Origin of the sequence: Streptomyces sp. NPDC057702 (assembly GCF_042799315.1) — a bacterium.
Lineage (GTDB): Bacteria > Actinomycetota > Actinomycetes > Streptomycetales > Streptomycetaceae > Streptomyces.
Genome location: NZ_JBHVJC010000018.1, coordinates 25,517 through 47,010, shown reverse-complemented (window position 1 = coordinate 47,010; position 21,494 = coordinate 25,517). Strand labels below are relative to the sequence as shown.

The following is a 21,494-nucleotide window of genomic DNA, read 5'->3' as shown; positions in this document are numbered from 1 at the left end:
AGCGGCCCGCCTCCCGCTATGGGGCGCCGTCCGCGCCGCGCCGGGGCGTCCGCGCGGCGGGCGCCCCGGGCGCGGGGCTACGGCTGGCAGTTGTAGAGCCTGCCGCCCCACTGGGTGTCCACCACACACGTGTTGACGCCGGCGCCGCCGTCCACGTACGAGTCGGCCTGGAGGCGCAGCGGTGCCCCGTCGCGGCCCCGGATCACGTCGTCCTCGCCGTCGCCGAAGAAGGCGCCGACGGCGGGTTGGCTCGACGTGTCGGCCTCGATCAGGTCCTCGCCGGCGCCGCCGCCGACGACGCCGAACGGGGAGCGCGCGCCGGGCAGCCCGATCGGACCGGTGCGGATGACGTCGTGGCCCGCGCCGCCGGTCACCCCGGCGCCCACCACCCAGATCGACGCCACCCGGCCCGTGGTGATCTCGTCGTCGCCGTCGCCGCCCGTGACGATGCCGCCGTCGGTGCCGGCCGTGGTGATGCCGTCGTCGCCGGGGCCGCCGTCGATGTTGCCCCGAACGGCCTGGTCCGACGGGTCGGTCACCGTGATGTCGTCCGCGCCGGGTCCGCCGCGCACCGTGCCGCGCAGCCCCTCGCCGCTCCCCACGGCGTCGATCCGCTCCACGATCAGCTCGTCGTCCCCCTCGCCCCCGTCGACCAGCCCGGTGACGGAGCCCGTCACCTCGATGAGGTCGTCGCCCGGAGTGCCCAGCACCTGCTCGAAGGGGCGCAGGCCGCGCGCGCACACCACGTGGTCCCCGCCTCCGGACGGCAACGCCGTACGCGTGCAGCTCTCCGGGTCCGGCTCCGCCGCCACGCCGCCAGGCCGCCCCGCCGCGCCGACCGACGCGGGCCAGGCGGCTCCCAGGAGCACCAGCCCGGCCGCCACCACGCCCACCGCGCGGGCGGCCCGACGGGCGCGGCCGGGGCGGCCGGAGCGCGTGGGGTGGTCGGGGCGCGCGGGGCGCTCGGTGGGTGGGGCGAGGGTCGGGTACGCGGCGGAGCCGGTGGGTCTCAAGCGCATGGCGATGCCTCCGGGAACGTCCTGAGCGGAAGGGGACTCGTGGGGAGCGGTGGAACGCGCGCCGCCCCACGCTCCTCGCGCCGCCGCCCCCGCGCAAGCACGGAACCGGCCGCTCACCCCGCCGCCCCCGAACGGGTGGCGCGGACACCACCAGAACCCGCCCCGCCCCGCGACTCTCGGCCACCACCGCCGCGACTCGGCCGGATTCAGGCCGCGTTGGCCGGCCCCATATCGAACGTGCTGACGGAGTGTCGTACGGTGCGTACGGTGCGCGGTCGCGGCGACGAGGTACGCCGCCGCGCGCCACGGGGACGGACGACAGCGACCTGGGGCGCCGACCCTGGCGCATGGCGGGACCGCACACGGCGGGGCGAGGGCGGGACGGGGTGGCCTGGTGGGGCTGACGGAGGAGTGCGCGCGCACGCGGGCCGGCCACGGCGATCCGGCGGCGCTGCTCGGCGAGTTCCGGCGCGCGCTCGTGCTGGTCCCGCTGGTGCGCGGCGGGCTGCTGTCCGGGGTGTACGGCGGCATCCGGTGGATTCACGCCTTCACCGACGAGGGCGCGCTGACCCGCTTCCTGCTGGCGCGCGGGCAGCGGCCGACGTCGGAGACGGAGTACGCGGCGATGCGCGGCGCCCGGCTGCTGGACGCGGTCATCCCCCGGTACGCGGACGGGCCGTGCGGGGTCGCGCTCGACGTCGCCGACCCCGACCAGGCGATGTTCCTGCCGCCGATGGTCGGCGTCGTCCCCGACGAGGTGGCGCTGGACGCCGCACCACCCGAGGACCGGGAGCGCGCGCGGCCACCGGGACGTGACCGGTCACCACGCGACCAGCCGTCAGGCGACCAGGCACCACAGGACCAGCCGGCACACGACCAGCCGGCACACGTTCGGGAAGCGGAGGAGGCGCGATGAGCGAGGCGGACGCGGCGGACGTGTGCGTACCGGGGGAGGGGAACCTCAGGCTCACCGAGGAGGCGCTCCAGTCGATCACCACGGGTATCGGCGCGGCCATCGCCGAACTCTCCGACATCGCCTCCCGCACGGACGCGCTCCAGGGCGCGGGCCTGGCCGACCTGTCGCTGACCGGCATGGAGGCCGGGCACGGCGGCCTCGCCCGCGACTTCGAGGACTTCTGCGAGCTGTGGGACTGGGGCGTACGGGGCCTGATGGCGGACGCGGACCAGCTCGCCCAGCGCGCGGGGCTCGCCGCCGGGATGACCTGGGAGGAGGACCGGTACGTCGAGGGCACCTTCAAGGTCGCGGCGAACGCGGTGGTGGGCAACCCGCACCTGACCGAGGAGGAGGTGGAGGAGAAGAGCTGGCGGGAGTTGACGCTGGGCCCGCACGAGGACAGGTCGGTGGGCTCGGTGGCCAGGCTGACGGCGCGGGAGCGGTAGGAGCGGCGCCCACGGGGCGAGGGTGCCGCGCGCCGCGCGCCCACGGAGGGCCGCGACGTGAGACCGCGCGGGGAACGGGGACCAGGGGGAGCGGCACATGGGGTGGGGCGACTTCGTACCCGACGTCGTCGAGGACGCCGTCGAGCGGGGCACCGAACTCGTCGGCAAGGGCGTGGAGAACGCCGGCAACACGGTCGCCGACGGGATGGACGCGGTCGGCATGGACGGCGCGGCCGACTGGACCCGCGAGTCCACCCGGTCCTGGGCGGACGACCTGGGCGCCGATGTCGCCGAGATGCGGCTGGACGAGACCGACGACCCGAGGAAACTGGTCTTCGGCGACCCGTCCAAGCTCGCCTCCACCGTCTCCCACCTGCGCGACTTCCAGGCGGCGTTCGAGCGGATCGGCAACGGCCTCAAGGGGCTCCAGTCCACGGGCTGGCAGGGCGAGGCGGCCGGCACCTTCCGGTTGCGGATGACGTACGAGCCCAGGAAGTGGTTCACCGCCGCCGACGCCTTCGAGCGGGCCGCCGCCGCCCTGGACCACTTCGCCGACACCGTCGCCTGGGCCCAGGGGCAGGCCCGCGAGGCGCTGCTGGTCCACCAGGAGGCCGAGCGGGCCTCGAAGGACGCGGTGACCAGCTACAACACCAAGGTCACGGCGTACAACGCCGACGCCACCGTCTACGGGCTCACCGGCTCCCGCCGGGACGGCTCGACGACGCCGCCGACGCCGCCCGGCGCGTTCACCGACCCGGGGGAGGCGGGCCGGCGGGCGGCCCAGGAGCAGCTCACGGAGGCGCGCGGGCAGCGCGACCGGGCGGCGGAAGCGGCCCGTACGGCGGTCCGCGCGGCCCGCGCCGCCGCGCCGGCCAAGCCCGAGTACGGCGACCAGGTGCGCAGCGGAGTGCGGGGCGTCAACCTCTCCCTCACCCGCGGGATGAGCGGCGTCGTCCGGGGCGGGGCCAACATCGTCGCCTTCGGCCGTGGCCTGAACGTCCTCGACCCGTACAACCAGCAGCACCCCGACGAGTTCGTCACCGGCCTCAACAGCACCGCCACCGGACTCGCCCAGACCGCCAGGGACCCCCTGGGCACGGCCGAGCGCATGTACCAGGACTTCCAGAAGGACCCCGACGAGGGCGTCGGTCGGCTCTTCGCGGAAGTGGCCGGGACCAAGGGGGCCGGGCTGGTGAAGTCGGGCGCGAGCGGCACCCGACGCGGCGCCGGCGCCAGCCGGCACGGGCCGCCGGGCGCCGCCCGGCGGGACCTGGACCGCGACGGGCCGCACGGCCACCGCCAGCACGACGGGCAGCGCACCACCGACCACACCGACCCGATCGACCTGGCCACCGGCAGGATGTTCCTGCCCCAGACCGACGTGAGCCTGCCCGGCACGCTGCCGCTCGCCTTCACCCGGCGCGTCGAGTCCGGCTACGGCGCGGGCCGCTGGTTCGGCCCGTCCTGGTCGAGCACGGTCGACCAGCGGCTGGAGATCGACGCCCGGGGCGTCGTCCTGATCAGCGAGGACGGCCTCCTCCTCGACTACCCGCACCCGGTCCCCGGCGTGCCGACCCTGCCGCGCACCGGCCCGCGCTGGCCGCTGGAACGCACGCCCGAGGGCGACTACACGCTCACCGACCCGCAGCTGGGCCACGTACGCCACTACGCGGGCCCGGGCCCCGGCGGCGCCGACGGCGTGGCTCCCCTGGAGTGGCTGAGCGACCGCAACGGCAACACCCTGACCTTCGACTACGACGCCGACGGCGCCCCCACCGACATCGTCCACAGCGCCGGCTACCACCTGCGGATCACCACCGAGGGCGACCGGGTCACCGCCCTGCACCTGGTGGGAGCCGGGGTGGGCGGGAGCGACGCGTTACTCCTGCGCTACGGCTACGACGGCGGCGACCTGACCGAGGTCACCAACTCCTCGGGCCGGCCGCTGCGCTTCGACTACGACGACGAGCGCCGCGTCATCGCCTGGACCGACACCAACGGCAGCCGCTACGACTACGCCTACGACAACCAGCACCGCTGCGTCGCCGAGGGCGGCGAGGCGGGCCACGTCGCCATCCGCGTCGACTACGACGACCGCGACGAGACCACCGGCCACCGCGTCACCACCGTCACCACGCGCACCGGTCACCGCACGCGCTACCTGGTCAACGACGCCCTCCAGATCGTCGCCACCACCGACCCGCTGGGCCACACCGTCCGCCAGGAACACGACCGGTACGACCGCCCGTTGAGCCACACCGACGCCCTGGGCCGGGTGACCCGCCTGCGCTACGACACGGCGGGCCACCTCGTCTCCGTCCTGCGCCCCGACGGCCGCGAGGCGACCCTCACCCACAACGACCTCGGCCTGCCGACGACGACCACCGCGGCCGACGGCGCCACCTGGCACCACGCCTACGACGCGCGCGGGAACCGCACCGCCGAGACCGACCCCGCCGGCCACACCACCCGGTACGCGTACGACGAGCGGGGCCACCTCACCTCGGTGACCGACGCGCTGGGCGCCACCACCCACGTACGGTGCGACGCGGCGGGCCTGCCCGTCGAGATCACCGACCCGCTCGGCGCCACCACCCGCTACACCCGCGACGCCTTCGGCCGCCCCACCGCCGTCACCGACCCGCTGGGCGCCACCAGCCAGCTGAGCTGGACCGTGGAAGGACACCTGGCCCGCCACACCGACCCCGGCGGCGCGGTCCGCACCTGGACCTACGACGGCGAGGGCAACCGCGTCAGCCACACGGACGCGGCCGGCGGCACCACGACGTACGAGTACACCCACTTCGACCTGCTGGCCGCCCGCACCGACCCGGACGGCGCGCGCCACACGTTCGCCCACGACGACCAGCTACGCCTCACCCAGGTCACCAACCCACAGGGCCTGACCTGGAGTTACACCTACGACCCGGCCGGCCGACTCGCCGCCGAGACCGACTTCGACGGCCGCACCACGCGCTACGCGCACGACCCCACCGGCGCCCTGGTCGCCCGCACCAACGCCCTCGGCCAGAGCGTGCGCCTGGACCACGACGAACTCGGCCGCGTCATACGCAAGGACGCGGGCGAGGGCGCGACCACGACGTTCGAGTACGACGCGGCCGGCCGGCTGCTCGCAGCCGCCGGGCCCAGCGTCGCGGTCCGCTACCAGCGGGACCGACTGGGCCGGATCAAGGCCGAGTCGGTGGACGGCCACGTCCTCACCCACACCCTCGACGCCCTCGGCCGCCGCACCAGCCGCACGACCCCGAGCGGCGCCCGCTCCACCTTCACCCACGACCCGGCCGGCAACCGCGTCCGCCTCACGGCCTCGGGCCGCACGATGGACTTCGCGTACGCCCCGACGGGCCGCGAACTGACCCGCACCACCCCCGCCCTCACCCTCACCCACACCTGGGACCCGACCGGCCGCCTCACGGAGCAGTCCCTGACGACGGGCGCGGGGCGCGCGGGGCGCGCGGGGCGCGCGGGCGCGGGACGGGTGACCGAGGCCGGAGCAGGGGGTTCCGGTGTCGGGTCCGGGCTGCCCGGTGGTGCCGGGCCCGAGCCCGGGGTGGGGGGCGCGGGCGGCGTCGGCGTCGGCCCGGCGCCCGACGCCGGTGTCGGGCACCCCACTGGCATCGGGTCCGGGTCCGGAGCAGGGGGTTCCGGTGTCGGGTCGGAGCTGCCCGGTGGTGTCGGGCCCGAGCGCGGGGTGGGTGGTGACGGTAGTGGCGGACCCGGCGCGCGGGGCGGGGGTGAGACCGGAGCTGGAGCCGCACCGGGGAGGGGCGGGGGCGAGTCCGGGGCGGGGGTTTCCGGCCTCGGGCCCGGGCTGCCCGCCGGTGTCGGGCCTGAGCCCGGGGTGGGTGTCGCCGGCAGCGGACGCGTGGGGGCGACGACCCGTCACCGCCGCTACACCTACCGTCCCGACGGCCACCTCACCACCATCGCCGACTCGCTCACCGGCACCCGCCACTTCGACCTCACCGCCACGGGCCGGGTGACGGCCGTGCGGGCGGACGGCTGGACGGAGACATACGCCTACGACGCGGCGGGCAACCAGACCAGCGCCGCCTGGCCCGACACCCACGCGGCCCCCGAGACGCGCGGCGAGCGCGCGTACACCGGCACCCGCGTCACCCGCGCCGGACGCGTCCGCTACGAACACGACGCCGCCGGCCGCGTCACCCTCCGCCAACACACCCGCCTCTCCCGCAAACCGGACACCTGGCGGTACGCGTGGGACGCCGAGGACCGCCTGACCGCCGTCACCACCCCTGACGGCACCCGCTGGCGCTACACCTACGACCCCCTGGGCCGCCGCGTCGCCAAGGAACGCCTGGCACCGGACGGCGAAACCGTCAGCGAACGGGTGGACTTCACCTACGACGGTGCCACCCTCGTCGAACAGACCACGACCACCCCCGGCACCCCGACCCAGGTCAACCTCACCTGGGACCACGCCGGCCTGATCCCGGTAACCCAGACCGAACGCATCACCGATGCCACCACCCAGCACGACATAGACACCCGCTTCTTCGCCATCGTCACCGACCTCGTCGGCACCCCCACCGAACTCGTCGCCGAATCCGGCGAATCCGCCTGGCAGTCCCGCACCACCCTCTGGGGCACCACCACCTGGCCCCGCACCAGCCCCGCCTACACCCCCCTCCGCTTCCCCGGCCAGTACTTCGACCCCGAATCAGCCCTCCACTACAACGTCCTCCGCTACTACGACCCCGGCACAGCCCGCTACCTGTCCCCAGACCCCCTGGGCCTGACCCCAGCCCCGAACCCCGTCACCTACGTGGACAACCCCCACACATGGATAGACCCACTGGGGCTGGCGCCGTATTTCCACAACCAGATGAAAGACGAGCTGGCGGCAGAACTGGACGAGGCCGAGCGGTTCGGTGTCAAGCCGATAGCGGTAGGTGGTAGCGGGTTCGACGATATAGTCAACAGTGGCACCATCAAGTGGGCCGTGACCGAGCAAGGCGACCTTGTGATTATGCCGAAACTCGTCAACGGGGTGGAGTTGAAGCATCCGGTCCTTACCGGGGGCCGTCCCGTGCAGGCCGCAGGCGAAGCGGATATCGCTGGAGGCGGGGGGACGTATTTCGGCCTTGAGTTGAACAACAACAGTGGCCACTACAAGCCCTCTGCGGAGAGCCTCCAGTTGGCTAAGGACGCGTTTGAACGCGCTGGCATCGTGTTCCCCTGATGGAAAGAGCGACGATGGTCGATGAAGCCGAGGTGCGTAGTCTGCCGCCATCCATGATGAGCGTCGTGTTGCGGAGCGTGCCTGCTGAAGAACTCGCTTACTCGTCGTGGGAAGGTCTTCGGGATGTATGCATTGGAGGCATGCAGGACGACAGGCTTTCAGCGACCGAAAGAATGCAGTGGGCGACTGCAGGGGAGCTGGTGATTGACCGGCAGCGTCACCATCCGGAAAAGCGTGACCCGCACGCTGTGATGGCTAATGAGGTGACACTGCGGGCTTATGTGATCACACGGCTCGGAAGAGTGGACGACGGCTCGCTCAGTGACCTGTCGTTGTTGTGGAGGCGAGTGACCGAGGCGATCGGCGCATCGAGTAGCAGCATCAGGGAATCTGCGGGTGACTGGCAGCGCACGACGCGACAGGAGATGTTGGCGTTGCGGCGTGTCAAGAATCTTGTCACGCCATTCCGGGAGATTCTCCCGCTGCTCGACCAGACTGACCCTCTGCACGAGGAAATCGGAGAATGGGTGAGTGTTCTGCCGCTCTTGCCGTAGGAACTCGACTGCTCCCCCGTCCGTCTCTCCCCTCCCCGCCCAGGCTGGAGGCGACGCCCCGCCCAGGAAACACCGAAGGGCCGCCGCTCTCCCCATAGGGAGGGCTGACGACCCTTCGTATGACGTCACACGCCTCGTACGCCCCACAAGGCACGCACAGGCACACCCGCGGCGTGCGGAGGGCACCATCGACCCCGCCGCGCGGCCAGCGCACCGTACGGGCCCGCCGCCGCGCGCGGGCGGCAGCGCGTACTCCGACGCCGGTCGGACGGGCTTCGCCGCGAGGCGAGCCGTCGCGCGGGCGACAATGTGCCCCCGGCCTCAGCCGGAGGGAGCCCCGAGCCGCCCGCCGCGTAGGCGAACCGCCCGCCGCGACAGGCGGAAGCGCCCCCGGACATCAGCCGGAGGAACCCCCACCGCCCGCCGCGTAGGCGAACCGTACGGGCGACACCAGGTCAGAGAACCCGTACCGCGCCCGTCGGCATGTCGTAGCTCATGCTGCGCTGGACGACGCCGGTGTTGGAGTTCTGGGCGCCGATGAACTGGCCGCCGCCGATGTAGACCGCGACGTGGTAGGCGCTGCCGGCGCTGCCCCAGTAGAGGATGTCGCCGGGCTGGAGGTTGCTGAGCGAGACCTGGGTGCCCGTCACGGACTGGTCCTGGGAGACGCGCGGCAGGTCCACGTTGACCTGGCGGAAGGCCATGCTGGTCAGGCCGGAGCAGTCGTAGGAGGACGGGCCCATGGCGCCGGGCACGTACGCCTTGCCGACCTGGGCCTTGAGGAAGCTGATGACCGTGGCCGCGTTGCCGCTGCCCGTCGAGGTGGACGGGGCCTCGGTCTGCGAGGACGCGGGGGCGTGGGACGACGAGGTGGTGGAGCTGTCGCTCGTGCCGCTCGTGTTCGCGCTCGTGCCGCTGGTGGTGGTGAGCGTGGTGCGCTCGGCGGTGCGCGACGCGCGCTGCTGCTCGCGGGCCTTCTCCGCGGCGGCGGCCCGCTTGGCGGCGGCGCGCTCGGCGCGCTCCTTCGCCTCCTTGGCCTTGCGCTCGGCCTCGGTCTTGGCCTTCTTGGCCTCCGACTTGGCCTTGCCCGCGGCCAGCTCCTGCTGGTCCTGGAGCTGGTAGCCGTGCGCGGCCTGCTCGGTGGCGTCGGCCGACTGCAGGGCGTTCAGGGCCAGGTCGGCGGAGAACGTGGGCAGTTCCTGCGTCGTCTCGGCCGCGGCGGGCTCGGCGGCGGTGGCCGACACGGCGGTTCCGGCCACGGTGAGCGTGAGGATGCCACCGGTCACCCCTGCGCGAAGTGCCCGCGAGGAGGCGGAGCGACGAGGCTTCCGGTGGCTGGGTATGTGAGCGGTCTGGGACATGAGAACACTGGCTATCAGGAGGCACAGGTTGCCCACAACAAACGTGGCGCTCGCCACAATTGGCGTGCACACGTTCATTTTTCAGCCGAGTTGATCTTGTAAGTGATCGGACGCGCCCTGTCCGATTTTCGCGATCATGCGCCTACGCATGGCTTTTGGCGGTCAACCGGCGCATGGGCCGCGCCTATCACCATCGAGTGGTCCACGCCAAGGGTCGCCGCGTAATCGAGATCTCGAACGAGTGACGATGTGGCACACGTCACGTCCACGGTCCTCGTGAACGGAGGCGCGAGCCGACGATCACCGCCGCGCGGTGGCGGCTCGACGTGGGCCCCTTGAAGCGCCTCGCTTCCTATATCAGGCCGCGCTGACGGTGGCCAATTTGCATGCATGGTGCACCTCTTGATAGAGCGCTGACCGTTTGACCAGCGGTAACACCCCCGAATGTCACCTTTGGTGATCACTCGGCCGCTTCCCGTGGAGAGATCACCGCTCATCCGACTTCATGATCGTTCGTCAGGTGGTGGAGATCACAAACTCGGTGCTGTACCCCGTGTCGCAGATCACAAGGTGACAGGCATAGGATGCAGGCGAATCGGGCTTGTGAACTGCCTCACATGTTCGCGATCTTTGGGGCAGTGAGCGTGCTCGACGCAGCCCTCCCCCGACGGGGGAGCTTCAGCAGTCATCGTCGACTGAGAGGAGCGAGGAGCGGTGAACGCCTATGCGCCCATCCTCGTACTAGGAGCCCTCGGGGCAGGCTTTGCGATCTTCTCCGTGGTGGCGGCCACGATCATCGGCCCCAAGCGCTACAACCGGGCGAAGCTCGAAGCCTACGAGTGCGGCATTGAGCCGACCCCGCAGCCGGCCGGTGGCGGGCGTTTCCCGATCAAGTACTACCTGACGGCGATGCTCTTCATCGTCTTCGACATCGAGATCGTCTTCCTTTATCCCTGGGCCGTCACGTTCGACGCGCTCGGCTTGTTCGGGCTCGTGGAGATGCTCCTCTTCGTGCTCACCGTCTTCGTCGCGTACGCCTACGTATGGCGTCGCGGCGGCCTGGAATGGGACTAACGGAAGCGGGAGGAGCCACAACGCCATGGGTATCGAAGAGAAGCTGCCGAGCGGGTTCCTGCTCACCACCGTCGAGAGCGCCGCGGGCTGGGTCCGTAAGTCATCGATGTTCCCGGCCACCTTCGGCCTCGCGTGCTGTGCCATAGAGATGATGACCACCGGCGCCGGCCGCTACGACCTCGCCCGCTTCGGCATGGAGGTCTTCCGCGGCTCGCCCCGCCAGGCCGACCTGATGATCGTCGCCGGTCGGGTCAGCCAGAAGATGGCGCCGGTGCTGCGGCAGGTCTACGACCAGATGCCGAACCCCAAGTGGGTCATCTCCATGGGCGTGTGCGCCTCGTCCGGCGGGATGTTCAACAACTACGCCATCGTGCAGGGCGTCGACCACATCGTGCCGGTCGACATCTACTTGCCCGGCTGCCCGCCCCGGCCCGAGATGCTGCTCGACGCCATTCTCAAGCTCCACCAGAAGATCCAGGGCGGCAAGCTCGGCGTCAACCGCGAGCAGGCCGCGCGCGAGGCGGAGGAAGCGGCCCTCGGCGCGCTGCCGCTGATCGAGATGAAGGGGCTGCTGCGGTGAGCGACCAGGACCAGCCGACCGGCGTCAACCCCGACCAGGACGTGAACGCCAACAACCTCCCCGGCCAGCGCGGCGACGCCGGCGAGGTCATCGGCACCCGGCGCGGCATGTTCGGCGCCGCGGGCGGCGGCGACACCACGGGCTACGGCGGCCTGGTGCGCACCGTGCGCCTGCCGGGCGCCGCGACCCGCCCCTACGGCGGGCCGGACGGCGCCGCGGGCTACGGCGTCTTCGACGAGATCGCCGACGAGCTCGAAGGCGCCCTCGACGAGCAGGGGTTGCTGCCCGAGAACGCCATCGAGAAGACCGTCGTGGACCGCCGGGAGCTCACGTTCCACATCGCCCGCGAGCACCTGCCGCGCGTGGCCCGCACGCTGCGCGACGATCCGGCGCTGCGCTTCGAGCTGTGCACCGGGGTCAGCGGCGTGCACTTCCCCGACGACAGGGGCCGCGAGCTGCGCGCCGTCTACCACCTGCGCTCGCTCACCCACAACCGGCTGATCCGGCTGGAGGTGAGCGCCCCCGACCGCGACCCCCACGTGCCCTCGATCGTGGACGTCTATCCGACCAACGACTGGCACGAACGCGAGGTCTACGACTTCTTCGGGCTCATCTTCGATGGCCACCCCGCCCTCACGCGGATCATGATGCCTGACGACTGGCAGGGCTTCCCGCAGCGCAAGGACTACCCGCTCGGTGGCATCCCCGTCGAGTACAAGGGCGCCCAGATCCCGGCACCCGACCAGCGGAGGTCGTACAGCTAATGAGCACCTCGCACGCGCACCCCACGGCAGGGCCGGAGACGGACGAGCCGTCCTCGTCGCCGCCCAGGGAGACCACCGAGGGCACCGTGTACACGGTCACCGGAGGCGACTGGGACGAGGTCGCCGCCGCGGCGGCCCGCAGCGACGACGAGCGCATCATCGTCAACATGGGACCCCAACACCCCTCCACACACGGGGTGTTGCGGCTGATCCTGGAGATCGACGGCGAGACGGTCACCGAGGCCCGCTGCGGCATCGGGTACCTGCACACCGGCATCGAGAAGAACCTCGAGTACCGCACGTGGACGCAGGGCACCACGTTCGTGACCCGCATGGACTACCTGACCTCGTTCTACAACGAGACGGCGTACTGCCTCGCGGTCGAGAAGCTGCTCGGCATCGAGGACCAGATCCCCGACCGCGCCTCGGTGATCCGGGTCCTGCTGATGGAGCTCAACCGGCTCTCCTCCCACCTGGTGTGCATCGCCACCGGCGGCATGGAGCTGGGCGCCACCACGGTCATGGTCTACGGCTTCCGCGACCGCGAGATGATCCTGGACGCGTACGAGCTGATCACCGGGCTGCGCATGAACCACGCGTTCATCCGCCCCGGCGGCCTCGCCCAGGACCTGCCGCCCGGCGCGGTGGAGCAACTGCGCGAGCTGCTCAGGAACCTGCGCAAGAACCTCCCGCAGTACGACAAGCTCGCCTCCGGCAACCCCGTCTTCAAGGGCCGCACCGTCGACGTCGGCTACCTGGACCTGGCCGGCTGCATGGCGCTCGGCGTCACCGGACCCGTGCTGCGCTCGGCCGGCCTGCCGCACGACCTGCGCAAGACGCAGCCGTACTGCGGGTACGAGAACTACGAGTTCGACGTCCCCACCGTGGACACCTGCGACGCCTACGGCCGCTTCCTGATCCGGGTCGAGGAGATGCACCAGTCGCTGCGCATCGTCGAGCAGTGCCTGGACCGCCTGGAGCCGGGCCCGGTCATGGTCGGCGACAAGAAGATCGCCTGGCCCGCGCAGCTCGCCATGGGCCCCGACGGGCTGGGCAACTCGCTCGACCACATCAAGAAGATCATGGGCACCTCGATGGAGGCCCTGATCCATCACTTCAAGCTGGTCACCGAGGGCTTCCGGGTCCCGCCCGGCCAGGCGTACGCGGCCGTCGAGTCGCCCAAGGGCGAGCTGGGCGTGCACGCCGTCAGCGACGGCGGCACCCGCCCCTTCCGGGTCCACTTCAGGGACCCCTCCTTCACCAACCTGCAGGCCATGGCCGCGATGTGCGAGGGCGGCCAGGTCGCCGACGTCATCGTCGCCGTGGCGTCCCTCGACCCCGTGATGGGAGGCGTTGACCGGTGAGCGCCACGCACGACGTAGCGCTGGGCATGCCCCAGCTCCCGGCCCCCGACTACCCGGCCGAGGTGCGGGCCCGGCTGGAGGCCGACGCCCGGGAGGTGATCGCCCGCTACCCCGACAGCCGCTCCGCGCTGCTGCCGCTGCTGCACCTGGTGCAGTCCGAGGAAGGCCACGTCAGCCGCACCGGCGTGCGCTTCTGCGCCGAGGTGCTGGAGCTGACCACCGCCGAGGTCACCGCGGTCGCCACCTTCTACACCATGTACCGCCGCAAGCCCAGCGGCGACTACCAGGTCGGCGTGTGCACCAACACGCTGTGCGCCGTCCTGGGCGGCGACGCGATCTTCGAGGCGCTCCAGGAGCACCTGGGCGTCGGCAACAACGAGACCACCGCCGACGGCAAGGTCACCCTCGAACACATCGAGTGCAACGCGGCCTGCGACTTCGCCCCCGTCGTCATGGTCAACTGGGAGTTCTTCGACGGCCAGACCGTCGAGAGCGCCAAGGCCCTGGTCGACGACCTGCGCGCCGGCCAGGCCGTGCGGCCCACCCGGGGCGCGCCGCTGTGCACGTACAAGGAGACGGCCCGCATCCTGGCCGGCTTCCCCGACGAGCGCCCCGGCGCGGTCGCCGCCAGTGGTGGCGCCGGCCCCGCCTCGCTGGTCGGCCTGCGGCTCGCCAAGGGCGAGACGGCCCCGGGCCGCATCGTCGCCCCACGCGGGGAGAGCGAGCCCAGCGACGCCACCCCGCCCGGCCCCGGCCAGCAGCCGCCGCGCACGCACCCCAGCTCGCACGACGCGCCGCAGGCCACCTCGGCCTCGGACCCCAGCCATCCCGCCGGCCCCACGGCCGAGGAGGGGGAGTGATGACCGTGTCCACCGAGGAACCCGAAGGCACCGCCCAGCCGCACGCCGGCGACGCGACCAGCCCGGAGAAGCTGCTCGCACCGGTCCTCTCCCAGTTCTGGGACCAGCCCGACTCCTGGACGCTGGAGACCTACCGGCGCCACGAGGGCTACGAGGGGCTGCGCAAGGCGCTGGCCATGCCGCCCGACGACGTCATCGCCTACGTCAAGGAGTCCGGGCTGCGCGGTCGCGGCGGCGCCGGCTTCCCGACCGGCATGAAGTGGCAGTTCATCCCGCAGGGCGACGGCAAGCCGCACTACCTGGTCGTCAACGCCGACGAGTCCGAGCCCGGCACCTGCAAGGACATCCCCCTCCTCTTCGCCAACCCGCACTCGCTCATCGAAGGCATGATCATCGCCTGTCATGCCATCCGCTCCCAGCACGCGTTCATCTACCTGCGCGGTGAGGTCGTCCCCGTGCTGCGCCGGCTCCACGAGGCGGTGCGCGAGGCGTACGAGGCCGGCTACCTGGGGCGGGACATCCTCGGCAGCGGGCTCGACCTCGACATCACCGTGCACGCCGGCGCCGGCGCGTACATCTGCGGCGAGGAGACCGCGCTGCTGGACTCCCTCGAAGGACGCCGCGGCCAACCCCGGCTGAGGCCGCCCTTCCCGGCCGTCGCGGGCCTGTACGCGTGCCCCACCGTGGTGAACAACGTCGAGTCCATCGCCTCCGTTCCCGCCATCATGAACCGGGGCAAGGAGTGGTTCAGGTCGATGGGCAGCGAGAAGTCGCCCGGCTTCACGCTGTACTCGCTCTCGGGGCACGTCGCCCGCCCCGGCCAGTACGAGGCGCCGCTCGGCATCACGCTGCGCCAGCTCCTGGACATGAGCGGCGGCATCCGCCCCGGCCACCGGCTGAAGTTCTGGACCCCGGGCGGCTCGTCCACCCCGCTGCTCACCGACGAGCACCTGGACGTGCCCCTGGACTACGAGGGTGTGGGCGCCGCCGGCTCGATGCTCGGCACCAAGGCCCTCCAGTGCTTCGACGAGACCACCTGCGTGGTGCGCGCCGTCACCCGGTGGACCGAGTTCTACGCCCACGAGTCCTGCGGCAAGTGCACCCCCTGCCGTGAGGGCACCTACTGGCTCGTCCAGTTGCTGCGGGACATCGAGGCTGGCAAGGGGCGCGCCGAGGACCTCGACAAGCTCCAGGACATCGCCGACAACATCAACGGCAAGTCCTTCTGCGCCCTGGGCGACGGCGCCGCCAGCCCCATCTTCTCCTCGCTCACGTACTTCCGCGAGGAGTACGAGCGGCACCTGGACGGCCGGGGCTGCCCCTTCGACCCGGCCAGGTCCACGGTCTGGGCCGACGACCACACCAACGCCCACCTGGAGGTGAACGCGTGACCGTCACGACCACCGGAGCCAGCAGTGGTTCCGCCGCGGGCCCCTCCTCCGGCGGCGCCGCGGCGGTGCCGCCCGAAGACCTGGTCTCCCTGACCATCGACGGCATCGAGATCAGCGTCCCCAAGGGGACCCTGGTCATCCGGGCCGCCGAACTCCTCGGTATCGAGATCCCGCGCTTCTGCGACCACCCGCTCCTGGATCCGGCGGGCGCCTGCCGCCAGTGCATCGTGGAGGTCGAGGGCCAGCGCAAGCCGATGGCCTCGTGCACCATCACCTGCACCGACGGCATGGTCGTCAAGTCGCAGCTCAGCTCGCCGGTCGCCGAGAAGGCGCAGCGCGGGGTGATGGAACTCCTGCTGATCAACCACCCGTTGGACTGCCCGGTCTGCGACAAGGGCGGCGAGTGCCCGCTCCAGAACCAGGCCATGTCCACCGGGGACGCGGAGAGCCGGTTCGAGGGCCAGAAGCGCACCTTCGCCAAGCCGGTGCCGATCTCCACCCAGGTGCTGCTCGACCGGGAGCGCTGCGTGCTGTGCGCGCGGTGCACCCGCTTCTCGAACCAGATCGCCGGCGACCCGATGATCGAACTCCTGGAGCGGGGCGCGCTCCAGCAGGTCGGCACCGGTGAGGACGACCCCTTCGAGTCGTACTTCTCCGGCAACACCATCCAGATCTGCCCGGTGGGCGCGCTGACCTCGGCGGCGTACCGGTTCCGCTCCCGCCCCTTCGACCTGGTCTCCTCGCCGAGCGTGTGCGAGCACTGCGCCGGCGGCTGCGCCACCCGCACCGACCACCGGCGCGGCAAGGTCATGCGGCGCCTGGCCGCCAACGACCCCGAGGTCAACGAGGAGTGGATCTGCGACAAGGGCCGGTTCGCCTTCCGGTACGCGCAGCGTCCCGAGCGGCTGACCACCCCGCTGGTCCGCGACCCCGACAGCGGCGAACTGGAGCCGGCGAGCTGGCCCGAGGCGCTGGCCGCCGCGGCCCGGGGCCTGACCGGTACCCGGGGCCGGGCCGGCGTGCTGACCGGTGGGCGGCTGACCGTCGAGGACGCGTACGCCTACGCCAAGTTCGCGCGGGTGGCCCTGGGCACCAACGACATCGACTTCCGCGCGCGGGCCCACAGCGGCGAGGAGGCCGACTTCCTCCTCGCGCACGTCGCCGGTCGCGGGCGTGACCTGGACGGACGCGGGCTGACCAACGCCACCCTGGAGGCGGCGCCGGCCGTGCTGCTGGCCGGGTTCGAGGCCGAGGAGGAGGCGCCCGGCGTCTTCCTGCGACTGCGCAAGGCGCACCGTAAGCACGGCCAGCGCACCTTCGGCCTGGCCCCGTACGCCACCCGGGGGCTGACCAAGGCGGGCGGCACGCTGCTGCCCGCCGCGCCCGGCACCGAGACCGAGTGGCTGGACGCGCTCGCCGGCGGCGTCGGCCTGGACGAGACCGGCCAGCGCGCGGCCGACGCGCTGCGCGCCGAGGGCGCGGCGATCGTGGTCGGCGAGCGGCTGGCGACCGTGCCCGGCGCGCTGACCGCCGCCGTCCGCCTGGCGGCGGCCACCGGCGCCAGCCTGACGTGGATTCCGCGCCGGGCCGGTGAGCGCGGCGCCATCGAGGCCGGCGCGCTGCCCGGCTTGCTGCCCGGCGGTCGCCCGGCCACCAGCCCGAGCGCCCGCGAGGAGGTCGCCGAGCTGTGGCGGGTGCGCGAACTGCCGCCGGGCCACGGGCGCGACACCGGCCAGATCATCGAGGCCGCCGAGGCCGGTGAGCTGGGCGCGCTGCTGGTCGGCGGCGTCGAGGTGGCCGACCTGCCCGACCCGGCCCGCGCCCTGCGCGCGCTGGACGCGGTGCCGTTCCTGATCAGCCTGGAACAGCGGCCCTCGGAGGTCACCGAGCGGGCGGACGTGGTGTTGCCGGTCTCGGCCGTCGTCGAGAAGAGCGGCACCTTCCTCAACTGGGAGGGCCGGGCCCGCCCGTTCGAGGCCGCCGTCAAGCCGGACCAGATGGTCCGCCGCCACGTCCAGACCGACGGCCGGGTGCTGCACATGCTCGCCGACGCGCTGGACGCGCCGATCGCGCTGCCCGACGTACGCGCCGCGCGCCGCGAACTGGACCGGCTCGGCGGCTGGGAGGCGGCGCCGGTGGTGGCCGCGCCCACGCGAGCCGGCCAGGCTGGCGCGCCGCTGCCGCGCCCGGAGGCGGGCCAGGCGGTGCTCGCCGGCCACCGGTTGCTGCTCGACCAGGGCCGGCTCCAGGACGGTGACGACGCGCTGGCCGGCACCCGGCACGCCGCCGTGGCCCGCCTGTCGGCCGCCACGGCCGCCGAGGCCGGTGTGACCGACGGCCAGCCGCTCCAGGTGCGCGGCCCGGCCGGCACGGTGACGTTGCCGCTGGCGGTCACCGAGATGCCCGACCGGGTGGTGTGGCTGCCGCTGAACTCGGTCGGCGGCGGTGCCCAGCGTGACCTGGGCGCCCACACCGGTGAGTTGGTCACGATCGCCGCTCCCGCCGCGGTCGCCCCTGAGCTCGGCACGGAGGTGACGGGATGACCGGCATCGTCGCTGGCCAACCGACCGATCTGCACCACCTGGCGGCAGAGGACCTGTCGATGTTCGGCCACGACCCGTGGTGGCTGGTGCTCCTCAAGGCCGTCTTCTGCATCGCGTTCCTCATGGTGACCGTGCTGATCTCCATCGTCATGGAGCGCAAGGTCGTGGCCTGGATGCAGCTGCGCATCGGCCCCAACCGCAACGGCCCCTGGGGCATGCTGCAGTCCCTCGCGGACGGCGTGAAGCTGATGCTCAAGGAAGACGTGATCGTCAAGCGGGCGGACAAGGCGGTGTACCTGCTCGCGCCGATCATCGCCGCGATCCCGGCGTTCATGGCCATCGCCGTCATCCCGTTCGGACCGGCGGGCAACGAGATCTCCATCTTCGGCGAGCGCACCACGATGCAGCTCACCGACCTGCCGATCGCCGTCCTCTACATCCTGGCCACGGCCTCGGTCGGCATCTACGGCATCGTGCTGGCCGGCTGGTCCTCCGGCTCGACCTACCCGCTGCTCGGCGGCCTGCGCTCGTGCGCGCAGATGATCAGCTACGAGATCGCGATGGGCCTGGCCTTCGCGGCGGTCTTCCTGCACTCGGGCTCGATGTCCACCTCGGCCATCGTCGAGGCCCAGCAGGACCGTTGGTACGCCATCCTGCTGCCGGTCTCCTTCATCATCTACCTGATCGCGATGGTCGGCGAGACCAACCGCGCCCCGTTCGACATGCCCGAGTCCGAGGGCGACCTGGTCGGCGGCTTCAACACCGAGTACTCGTCGATCAAGTTCGCGATGTTCATGCTCGCCGAGTACATCAACATGGTCACCGTCTCGGCCGTCGCGGTCACCCTCTTCCTCGGCGGCTGGCGGGCCCCGTACCCGGTCAGCACCGTCTGGGAGGGTGCCAACCACGGCTGGTGGCCGATGCTCTGGTTCGTCGGCAAGCTGCTGGTGCTGCTGTTCGGCTTCGTCTGGCTGCGCGCCACGCTGCCCCGGGTGCGCTACGACCAGTTCATGAAGCTGGGCTGGAAGGTGCTCATCCCGGTCTCCATGGTCTGGCTGATGCTGGTCGCCACGGTGCGGGCGCTGCGCAACGAGGACTACGACTTCCAGGACATCGTGCTCTACGTCGGCGGCGCCGTCCTCGCGCTGCTGCTGCTCTCGTTCGTCTGGGACATGTACCGCGACCGCGCGGACAAGCTGGCCGAGGCCGAGGCCGCGGCGGCCCCCGAACCGGCCTTCGACCCGATGGCGGGCGGCTTCCCCGTGCCGCCGCTGCCGGGACAGACCCCGCCGCCCGTGCCACGACGCCGGCCGCGCCAGGAGCGCGAGCTCATTGTCAGTGGCGGGGGCGACACTGTCAGTGACGGAAAGGAGACGGGCGGTGTCTGACGTCCAGGCTCGTGTCTTCCGGGGGGCGACCCCCGTACCCCCGGCAGCGAAGGAGGCCGACCGTGTCTGACTTCCAGGCTGGTGTCTTTCGGGGGGCGACCCCCGTACCCCCGGCAGCGAAGGAGGCCGACCGTGTCTGACTTCCAGAACCCCGTCGCCGGCTTCGGCGTGACCTTCAAGGCCATGTTCAAGAAGCGGCTGACCGAGCAGTACCCGGAGGAGAAGAAACCCACCGCGCCCCGTTTCCACGGCCGCCACCAGCTCAACCGACACCCGGACGGGCTGGAGAAGTGCATCGGCTGCGAGCTGTGCGCCTGGGCCTGCCCGGCCGACGCGATCTACGTGGAGGGCGCGGACAACACCGAGGAGGAGCGCTACTCCCCGGGCGAGCGGTACGGCCGGGTGTACCAGATCAACTACCTGCGCTGCATCCTGTGCGGCCTGTGCGTCGAGGCGTGCCCGACCCGGGCGCTGACCATGACGAACGAGTACGAACTGGCCGACAGCTCACGCGAGTCGCTCATCTACACCAAGGAGGAGCTGCTCGCCGGCCTCCAGGAGGGCATGGTCGACTCCCCGCACTCGATCTTCCCCGGCACCGACGAGCAGGACTACTACCGGGGCCTGGTCACCGAGGCCGCGCCCGGCACCGTGCGCCAGGTCGCCGTCAGCAAGGGCGAGCGGGCGCGGGACGCGGAGCCGGGCACCCCCGACGCCGACGTCGACGCGGCCCGTAGCGGCACGAGCGGGCAGGACAGGGGGGTCCCGGCGTGAGCGCACTGGCCGCGGCGGCCTCCACCACCTCCACCGGCGAGGCCGTCCAGTTCTGGGTCCTCGGCACCGTCGCCGTGATCGGCGCGCTGGCCACCATCCTGATGAAGAAGGCGGTGCACTCCGCCCTCTCGCTGGCCGGCACCATGATCATTCTGGCGGTGTTCTACCTCGCCAACGGCGCCTACTTCCTGGGCGTCGTCCAGATCGTCGTCTACACCGGCGCGATCATGATGCTCTTCCTGTTCGTCGTGATGCTGGTCGGCGTCACCGCCGCCGACTCGGTCAAGGAGACGATCAAGGGCCAGCGCTGGTTGGCCGTCGCCTCCGGCCTCGGCTTCGGCATCCTGCTGGTCGCCGGCATCGGCAACGCCTCGCTGAAGACCTCGCAGGGTCTGGGCGAGGCCAACGCCGGCGGCAACGTCGAGGGCCTGGCGGAGCTCATCTTCACCAAGTACGTCTTCGCGTTCGAGATCACCGGCGCCCTGCTGATCACCGCCGCCGTCGGCGCGATGGTGCTCACCCACCGCGAGCGCACCGAGCGCGCCCAGACCCAGCGCGAGCGCGCGCTGCACCGCGTCCGCGCCGGCGAGCAGCTCCCGCCGCTGCCCGCGCCCGGCGTCTACGCCCGGCACAACGCGGTGGACATCCCCGGCCTGCTGCCCGACGGCAGCATCTCCGAGAAGACCGTCAACGCGACGCTGCGCGGACGCGGCCAGATCCGGGACGTCTCCAGCACCTCACTGGCCGAGCTGGCCGCGCTGGAGCAGCGCTCGGAGGAGTGGCTGGAGCGCGGCGGCGACGCGGAGGGCGGCCCCACCGGGCAGCGCGCCCCGTCGGCCCGCAACGGGAAGGCCGTCCGCGACGCGGGCGGGCCACGGGCCGAGGAGGAGGTCAAGTGAACCCGGTCAACTACCTCTACCTGGCCGCCCTGCTGTTCACCATCGGCGCGGCGGGAGTGCTGCTGCGGCGGAACGCCATCGTCGTGTTCATGTGCATCGAGCTGATGCTGAACGCCTGCAACCTGGCGTTCGTCACCTTCTCGCGGATGCACGGCAACCTCGACGGACAGATCATGGCCTTCTTCACGATGGTCGTCGCCGCGGCCGAGGTCGTCATCGGCCTCGCGATCATCGTGTCGATCTTCCGCTTCCGCCACTCGGCCTCGGTCGACGACGCCAGCCTGATGAAGCTGTAAGG

At 72.0% G+C, this 21,494-nt stretch carries 17 protein-coding genes; 15 read left to right on the top strand and 2 right to left on the bottom strand.

Features of this window, described 5'->3' with window-relative positions; genetic code table 11:
• Positions 1-77: 77 nt before the first annotated feature.
• Complete coding sequence (locus ACFVFR_RS15860; RefSeq protein ID WP_383701762.1) at positions 78-1,019, bottom strand: hypothetical protein; 942 nt, start codon at positions 1,017-1,019, stop codon at positions 78-80.
• 394 nt (positions 1,020-1,413) lie between these two features.
• Here ACFVFR_RS15860 and ACFVFR_RS15855 point away from each other — a divergent pair, with 394 nt between their 5' ends.
• The 4 genes from ACFVFR_RS15855 (at position 1,414) to ACFVFR_RS15840 (ending at position 8,198) form a co-directional block, all read left to right on the top strand.
• Positions 1,414-1,935, top strand: a complete 522-nt coding sequence (locus tag ACFVFR_RS15855; protein WP_383701760.1) for a hypothetical protein — start codon at positions 1,414-1,416, stop codon at positions 1,933-1,935.
• Positions 1,932-2,420: a hypothetical protein gene (locus ACFVFR_RS15850; RefSeq protein WP_383701758.1), complete on the top strand. Its 489-nt coding sequence runs from the start codon at positions 1,932-1,934 to the stop codon at positions 2,418-2,420. Before ACFVFR_RS15855 ends, ACFVFR_RS15850 begins: the two co-directional genes overlap by 4 nt.
• A gap of 97 nt (positions 2,421-2,517) precedes the next feature.
• On the top strand, positions 2,518-7,644 hold the full coding sequence (locus ACFVFR_RS15845; RefSeq protein ID WP_383701755.1) for a putative T7SS-secreted protein: 5,127 nt from the start codon (positions 2,518-2,520) through the stop codon (positions 7,642-7,644).
• A 14-nt stretch (positions 7,645-7,658) separates the two neighbouring features.
• Positions 7,659-8,198, top strand: coding sequence for a hypothetical protein (locus ACFVFR_RS15840; RefSeq protein WP_383701752.1), 540 nt, complete (start codon positions 7,659-7,661; stop codon positions 8,196-8,198).
• Positions 8,199-8,653: 455 nt separating this feature from the next.
• Here ACFVFR_RS15840 and ACFVFR_RS15835 read toward each other — a convergent pair whose 3' ends face one another.
• Positions 8,654-9,559: a C40 family peptidase gene (locus ACFVFR_RS15835; RefSeq protein WP_383701750.1), complete on the bottom strand. Its 906-nt coding sequence runs from the start codon at positions 9,557-9,559 to the stop codon at positions 8,654-8,656.
• Positions 9,560-10,273: 714 nt separating this feature from the next.
• Between ACFVFR_RS15835 and ACFVFR_RS15830 the strand changes: the two genes are divergently transcribed.
• The 11 genes from ACFVFR_RS15830 to nuoK all read left to right on the top strand — a co-directional run bounded on the left by ACFVFR_RS15830 (position 10,274) and on the right by nuoK (position 21,492).
• Positions 10,274-10,633, top strand: coding sequence for an NADH-quinone oxidoreductase subunit A (locus tag ACFVFR_RS15830; protein ID WP_176163433.1), 360 nt, complete (start codon positions 10,274-10,276; stop codon positions 10,631-10,633).
• 25 nt (positions 10,634-10,658) lie between these two features.
• Positions 10,659-11,213 carry a NuoB/complex I 20 kDa subunit family protein gene (locus ACFVFR_RS15825; RefSeq protein ID WP_383701748.1) on the top strand — a complete coding sequence of 185 codons (555 nt, stop codon included), beginning with the start codon at positions 10,659-10,661 and terminating at the stop codon, positions 11,211-11,213.
• A complete protein-coding gene (locus ACFVFR_RS15820) occupies positions 11,210-11,977 on the top strand; it encodes an NADH-quinone oxidoreductase subunit C (RefSeq protein ID WP_383701746.1) in 768 nt (255 codons plus the stop codon). The genes ACFVFR_RS15825 and ACFVFR_RS15820 overlap by 4 nt, the downstream gene beginning before the upstream one ends.
• Positions 11,977-13,341: an NADH-quinone oxidoreductase subunit D gene (locus ACFVFR_RS15815; protein WP_383701744.1), complete on the top strand. Its 1,365-nt coding sequence runs from the start codon at positions 11,977-11,979 to the stop codon at positions 13,339-13,341. The genes ACFVFR_RS15820 and ACFVFR_RS15815 overlap by 1 nt, the downstream gene beginning before the upstream one ends.
• Before the next feature lie 26 nt (positions 13,342-13,367).
• Positions 13,368-14,201 (top strand): NADH-quinone oxidoreductase subunit NuoE, encoded by an 834-nt coding sequence (gene nuoE / locus ACFVFR_RS15810; protein ID WP_383701961.1) that lies wholly within the window; start codon positions 13,368-13,370, stop codon positions 14,199-14,201.
• Positions 14,201-15,592 (top strand): NADH-quinone oxidoreductase subunit NuoF, encoded by a 1,392-nt coding sequence (nuoF, locus tag ACFVFR_RS15805; RefSeq protein WP_383701742.1) that lies wholly within the window; start codon positions 14,201-14,203, stop codon positions 15,590-15,592. Before nuoE ends, nuoF begins: the two co-directional genes overlap by 1 nt.
• Entirely contained in the window at positions 15,589-18,135 is a 2,547-nt protein-coding gene (locus ACFVFR_RS15800) for an NADH-quinone oxidoreductase subunit G (protein WP_383701739.1), read from the top strand. Before nuoF ends, ACFVFR_RS15800 begins: the two co-directional genes overlap by 4 nt.
• Positions 18,132-19,523 (top strand): NADH-quinone oxidoreductase subunit NuoH, encoded by a 1,392-nt coding sequence (gene nuoH / locus ACFVFR_RS15795; protein WP_383701737.1) that lies wholly within the window; start codon positions 18,132-18,134, stop codon positions 19,521-19,523. The genes ACFVFR_RS15800 and nuoH overlap by 4 nt, the downstream gene beginning before the upstream one ends.
• A gap of 183 nt (positions 19,524-19,706) precedes the next feature.
• Complete coding sequence (gene nuoI / locus ACFVFR_RS15790) at positions 19,707-20,297, top strand: NADH-quinone oxidoreductase subunit NuoI (protein WP_383701959.1); 591 nt, start codon at positions 19,707-19,709, stop codon at positions 20,295-20,297.
• Complete coding sequence (locus tag ACFVFR_RS15785) at positions 20,294-21,196, top strand: NADH-quinone oxidoreductase subunit J (protein ID WP_383701735.1); 903 nt, start codon at positions 20,294-20,296, stop codon at positions 21,194-21,196. Before nuoI ends, ACFVFR_RS15785 begins: the two co-directional genes overlap by 4 nt.
• On the top strand, positions 21,193-21,492 hold the full coding sequence (nuoK, locus tag ACFVFR_RS15780) for an NADH-quinone oxidoreductase subunit NuoK (protein ID WP_383701733.1): 300 nt from the start codon (positions 21,193-21,195) through the stop codon (positions 21,490-21,492). Before ACFVFR_RS15785 ends, nuoK begins: the two co-directional genes overlap by 4 nt.
• Positions 21,493-21,494 lie beyond the last annotated feature (2 nt).

Excerpts from the sequence above, each read along its gene's own strand:
- ACFVFR_RS15860 (WP_383701762.1), bottom strand. The coding sequence starts at position 1,019 with ATGCGCTTGAGACCCACCGGCTCCGCCGCGTACCCGACCCTCGCCCCA.
- ACFVFR_RS15850 (WP_383701758.1), top strand. The coding sequence starts at position 1,932 with ATGAGCGAGGCGGACGCGGCGGACGTGTGCGTACCGGGGGAGGGGAAC.
- ACFVFR_RS15845 (WP_383701755.1), top strand. The coding sequence starts at position 2,518 with ATGGGGTGGGGCGACTTCGTACCCGACGTCGTCGAGGACGCCGTCGAG.
- ACFVFR_RS15840 (WP_383701752.1), top strand. The coding sequence starts at position 7,659 with ATGGTCGATGAAGCCGAGGTGCGTAGTCTGCCGCCATCCATGATGAGC.
- ACFVFR_RS15835 (WP_383701750.1), bottom strand. The coding sequence starts at position 9,559 with ATGTCCCAGACCGCTCACATACCCAGCCACCGGAAGCCTCGTCGCTCC.
- ACFVFR_RS15825 (WP_383701748.1), top strand. The coding sequence starts at position 10,659 with ATGGGTATCGAAGAGAAGCTGCCGAGCGGGTTCCTGCTCACCACCGTC.
- ACFVFR_RS15815 (WP_383701744.1), top strand. The coding sequence starts at position 11,977 with ATGAGCACCTCGCACGCGCACCCCACGGCAGGGCCGGAGACGGACGAG.
- nuoE (WP_383701961.1), top strand. The coding sequence starts at position 13,368 with ATGCCCCAGCTCCCGGCCCCCGACTACCCGGCCGAGGTGCGGGCCCGG.
- nuoF (WP_383701742.1), top strand. The coding sequence starts at position 14,201 with ATGACCGTGTCCACCGAGGAACCCGAAGGCACCGCCCAGCCGCACGCC.
- nuoH (WP_383701737.1), top strand. The coding sequence starts at position 18,132 with ATGACCGGCATCGTCGCTGGCCAACCGACCGATCTGCACCACCTGGCG.
- nuoI (WP_383701959.1), top strand. The coding sequence starts at position 19,707 with ATGTTCAAGAAGCGGCTGACCGAGCAGTACCCGGAGGAGAAGAAACCC.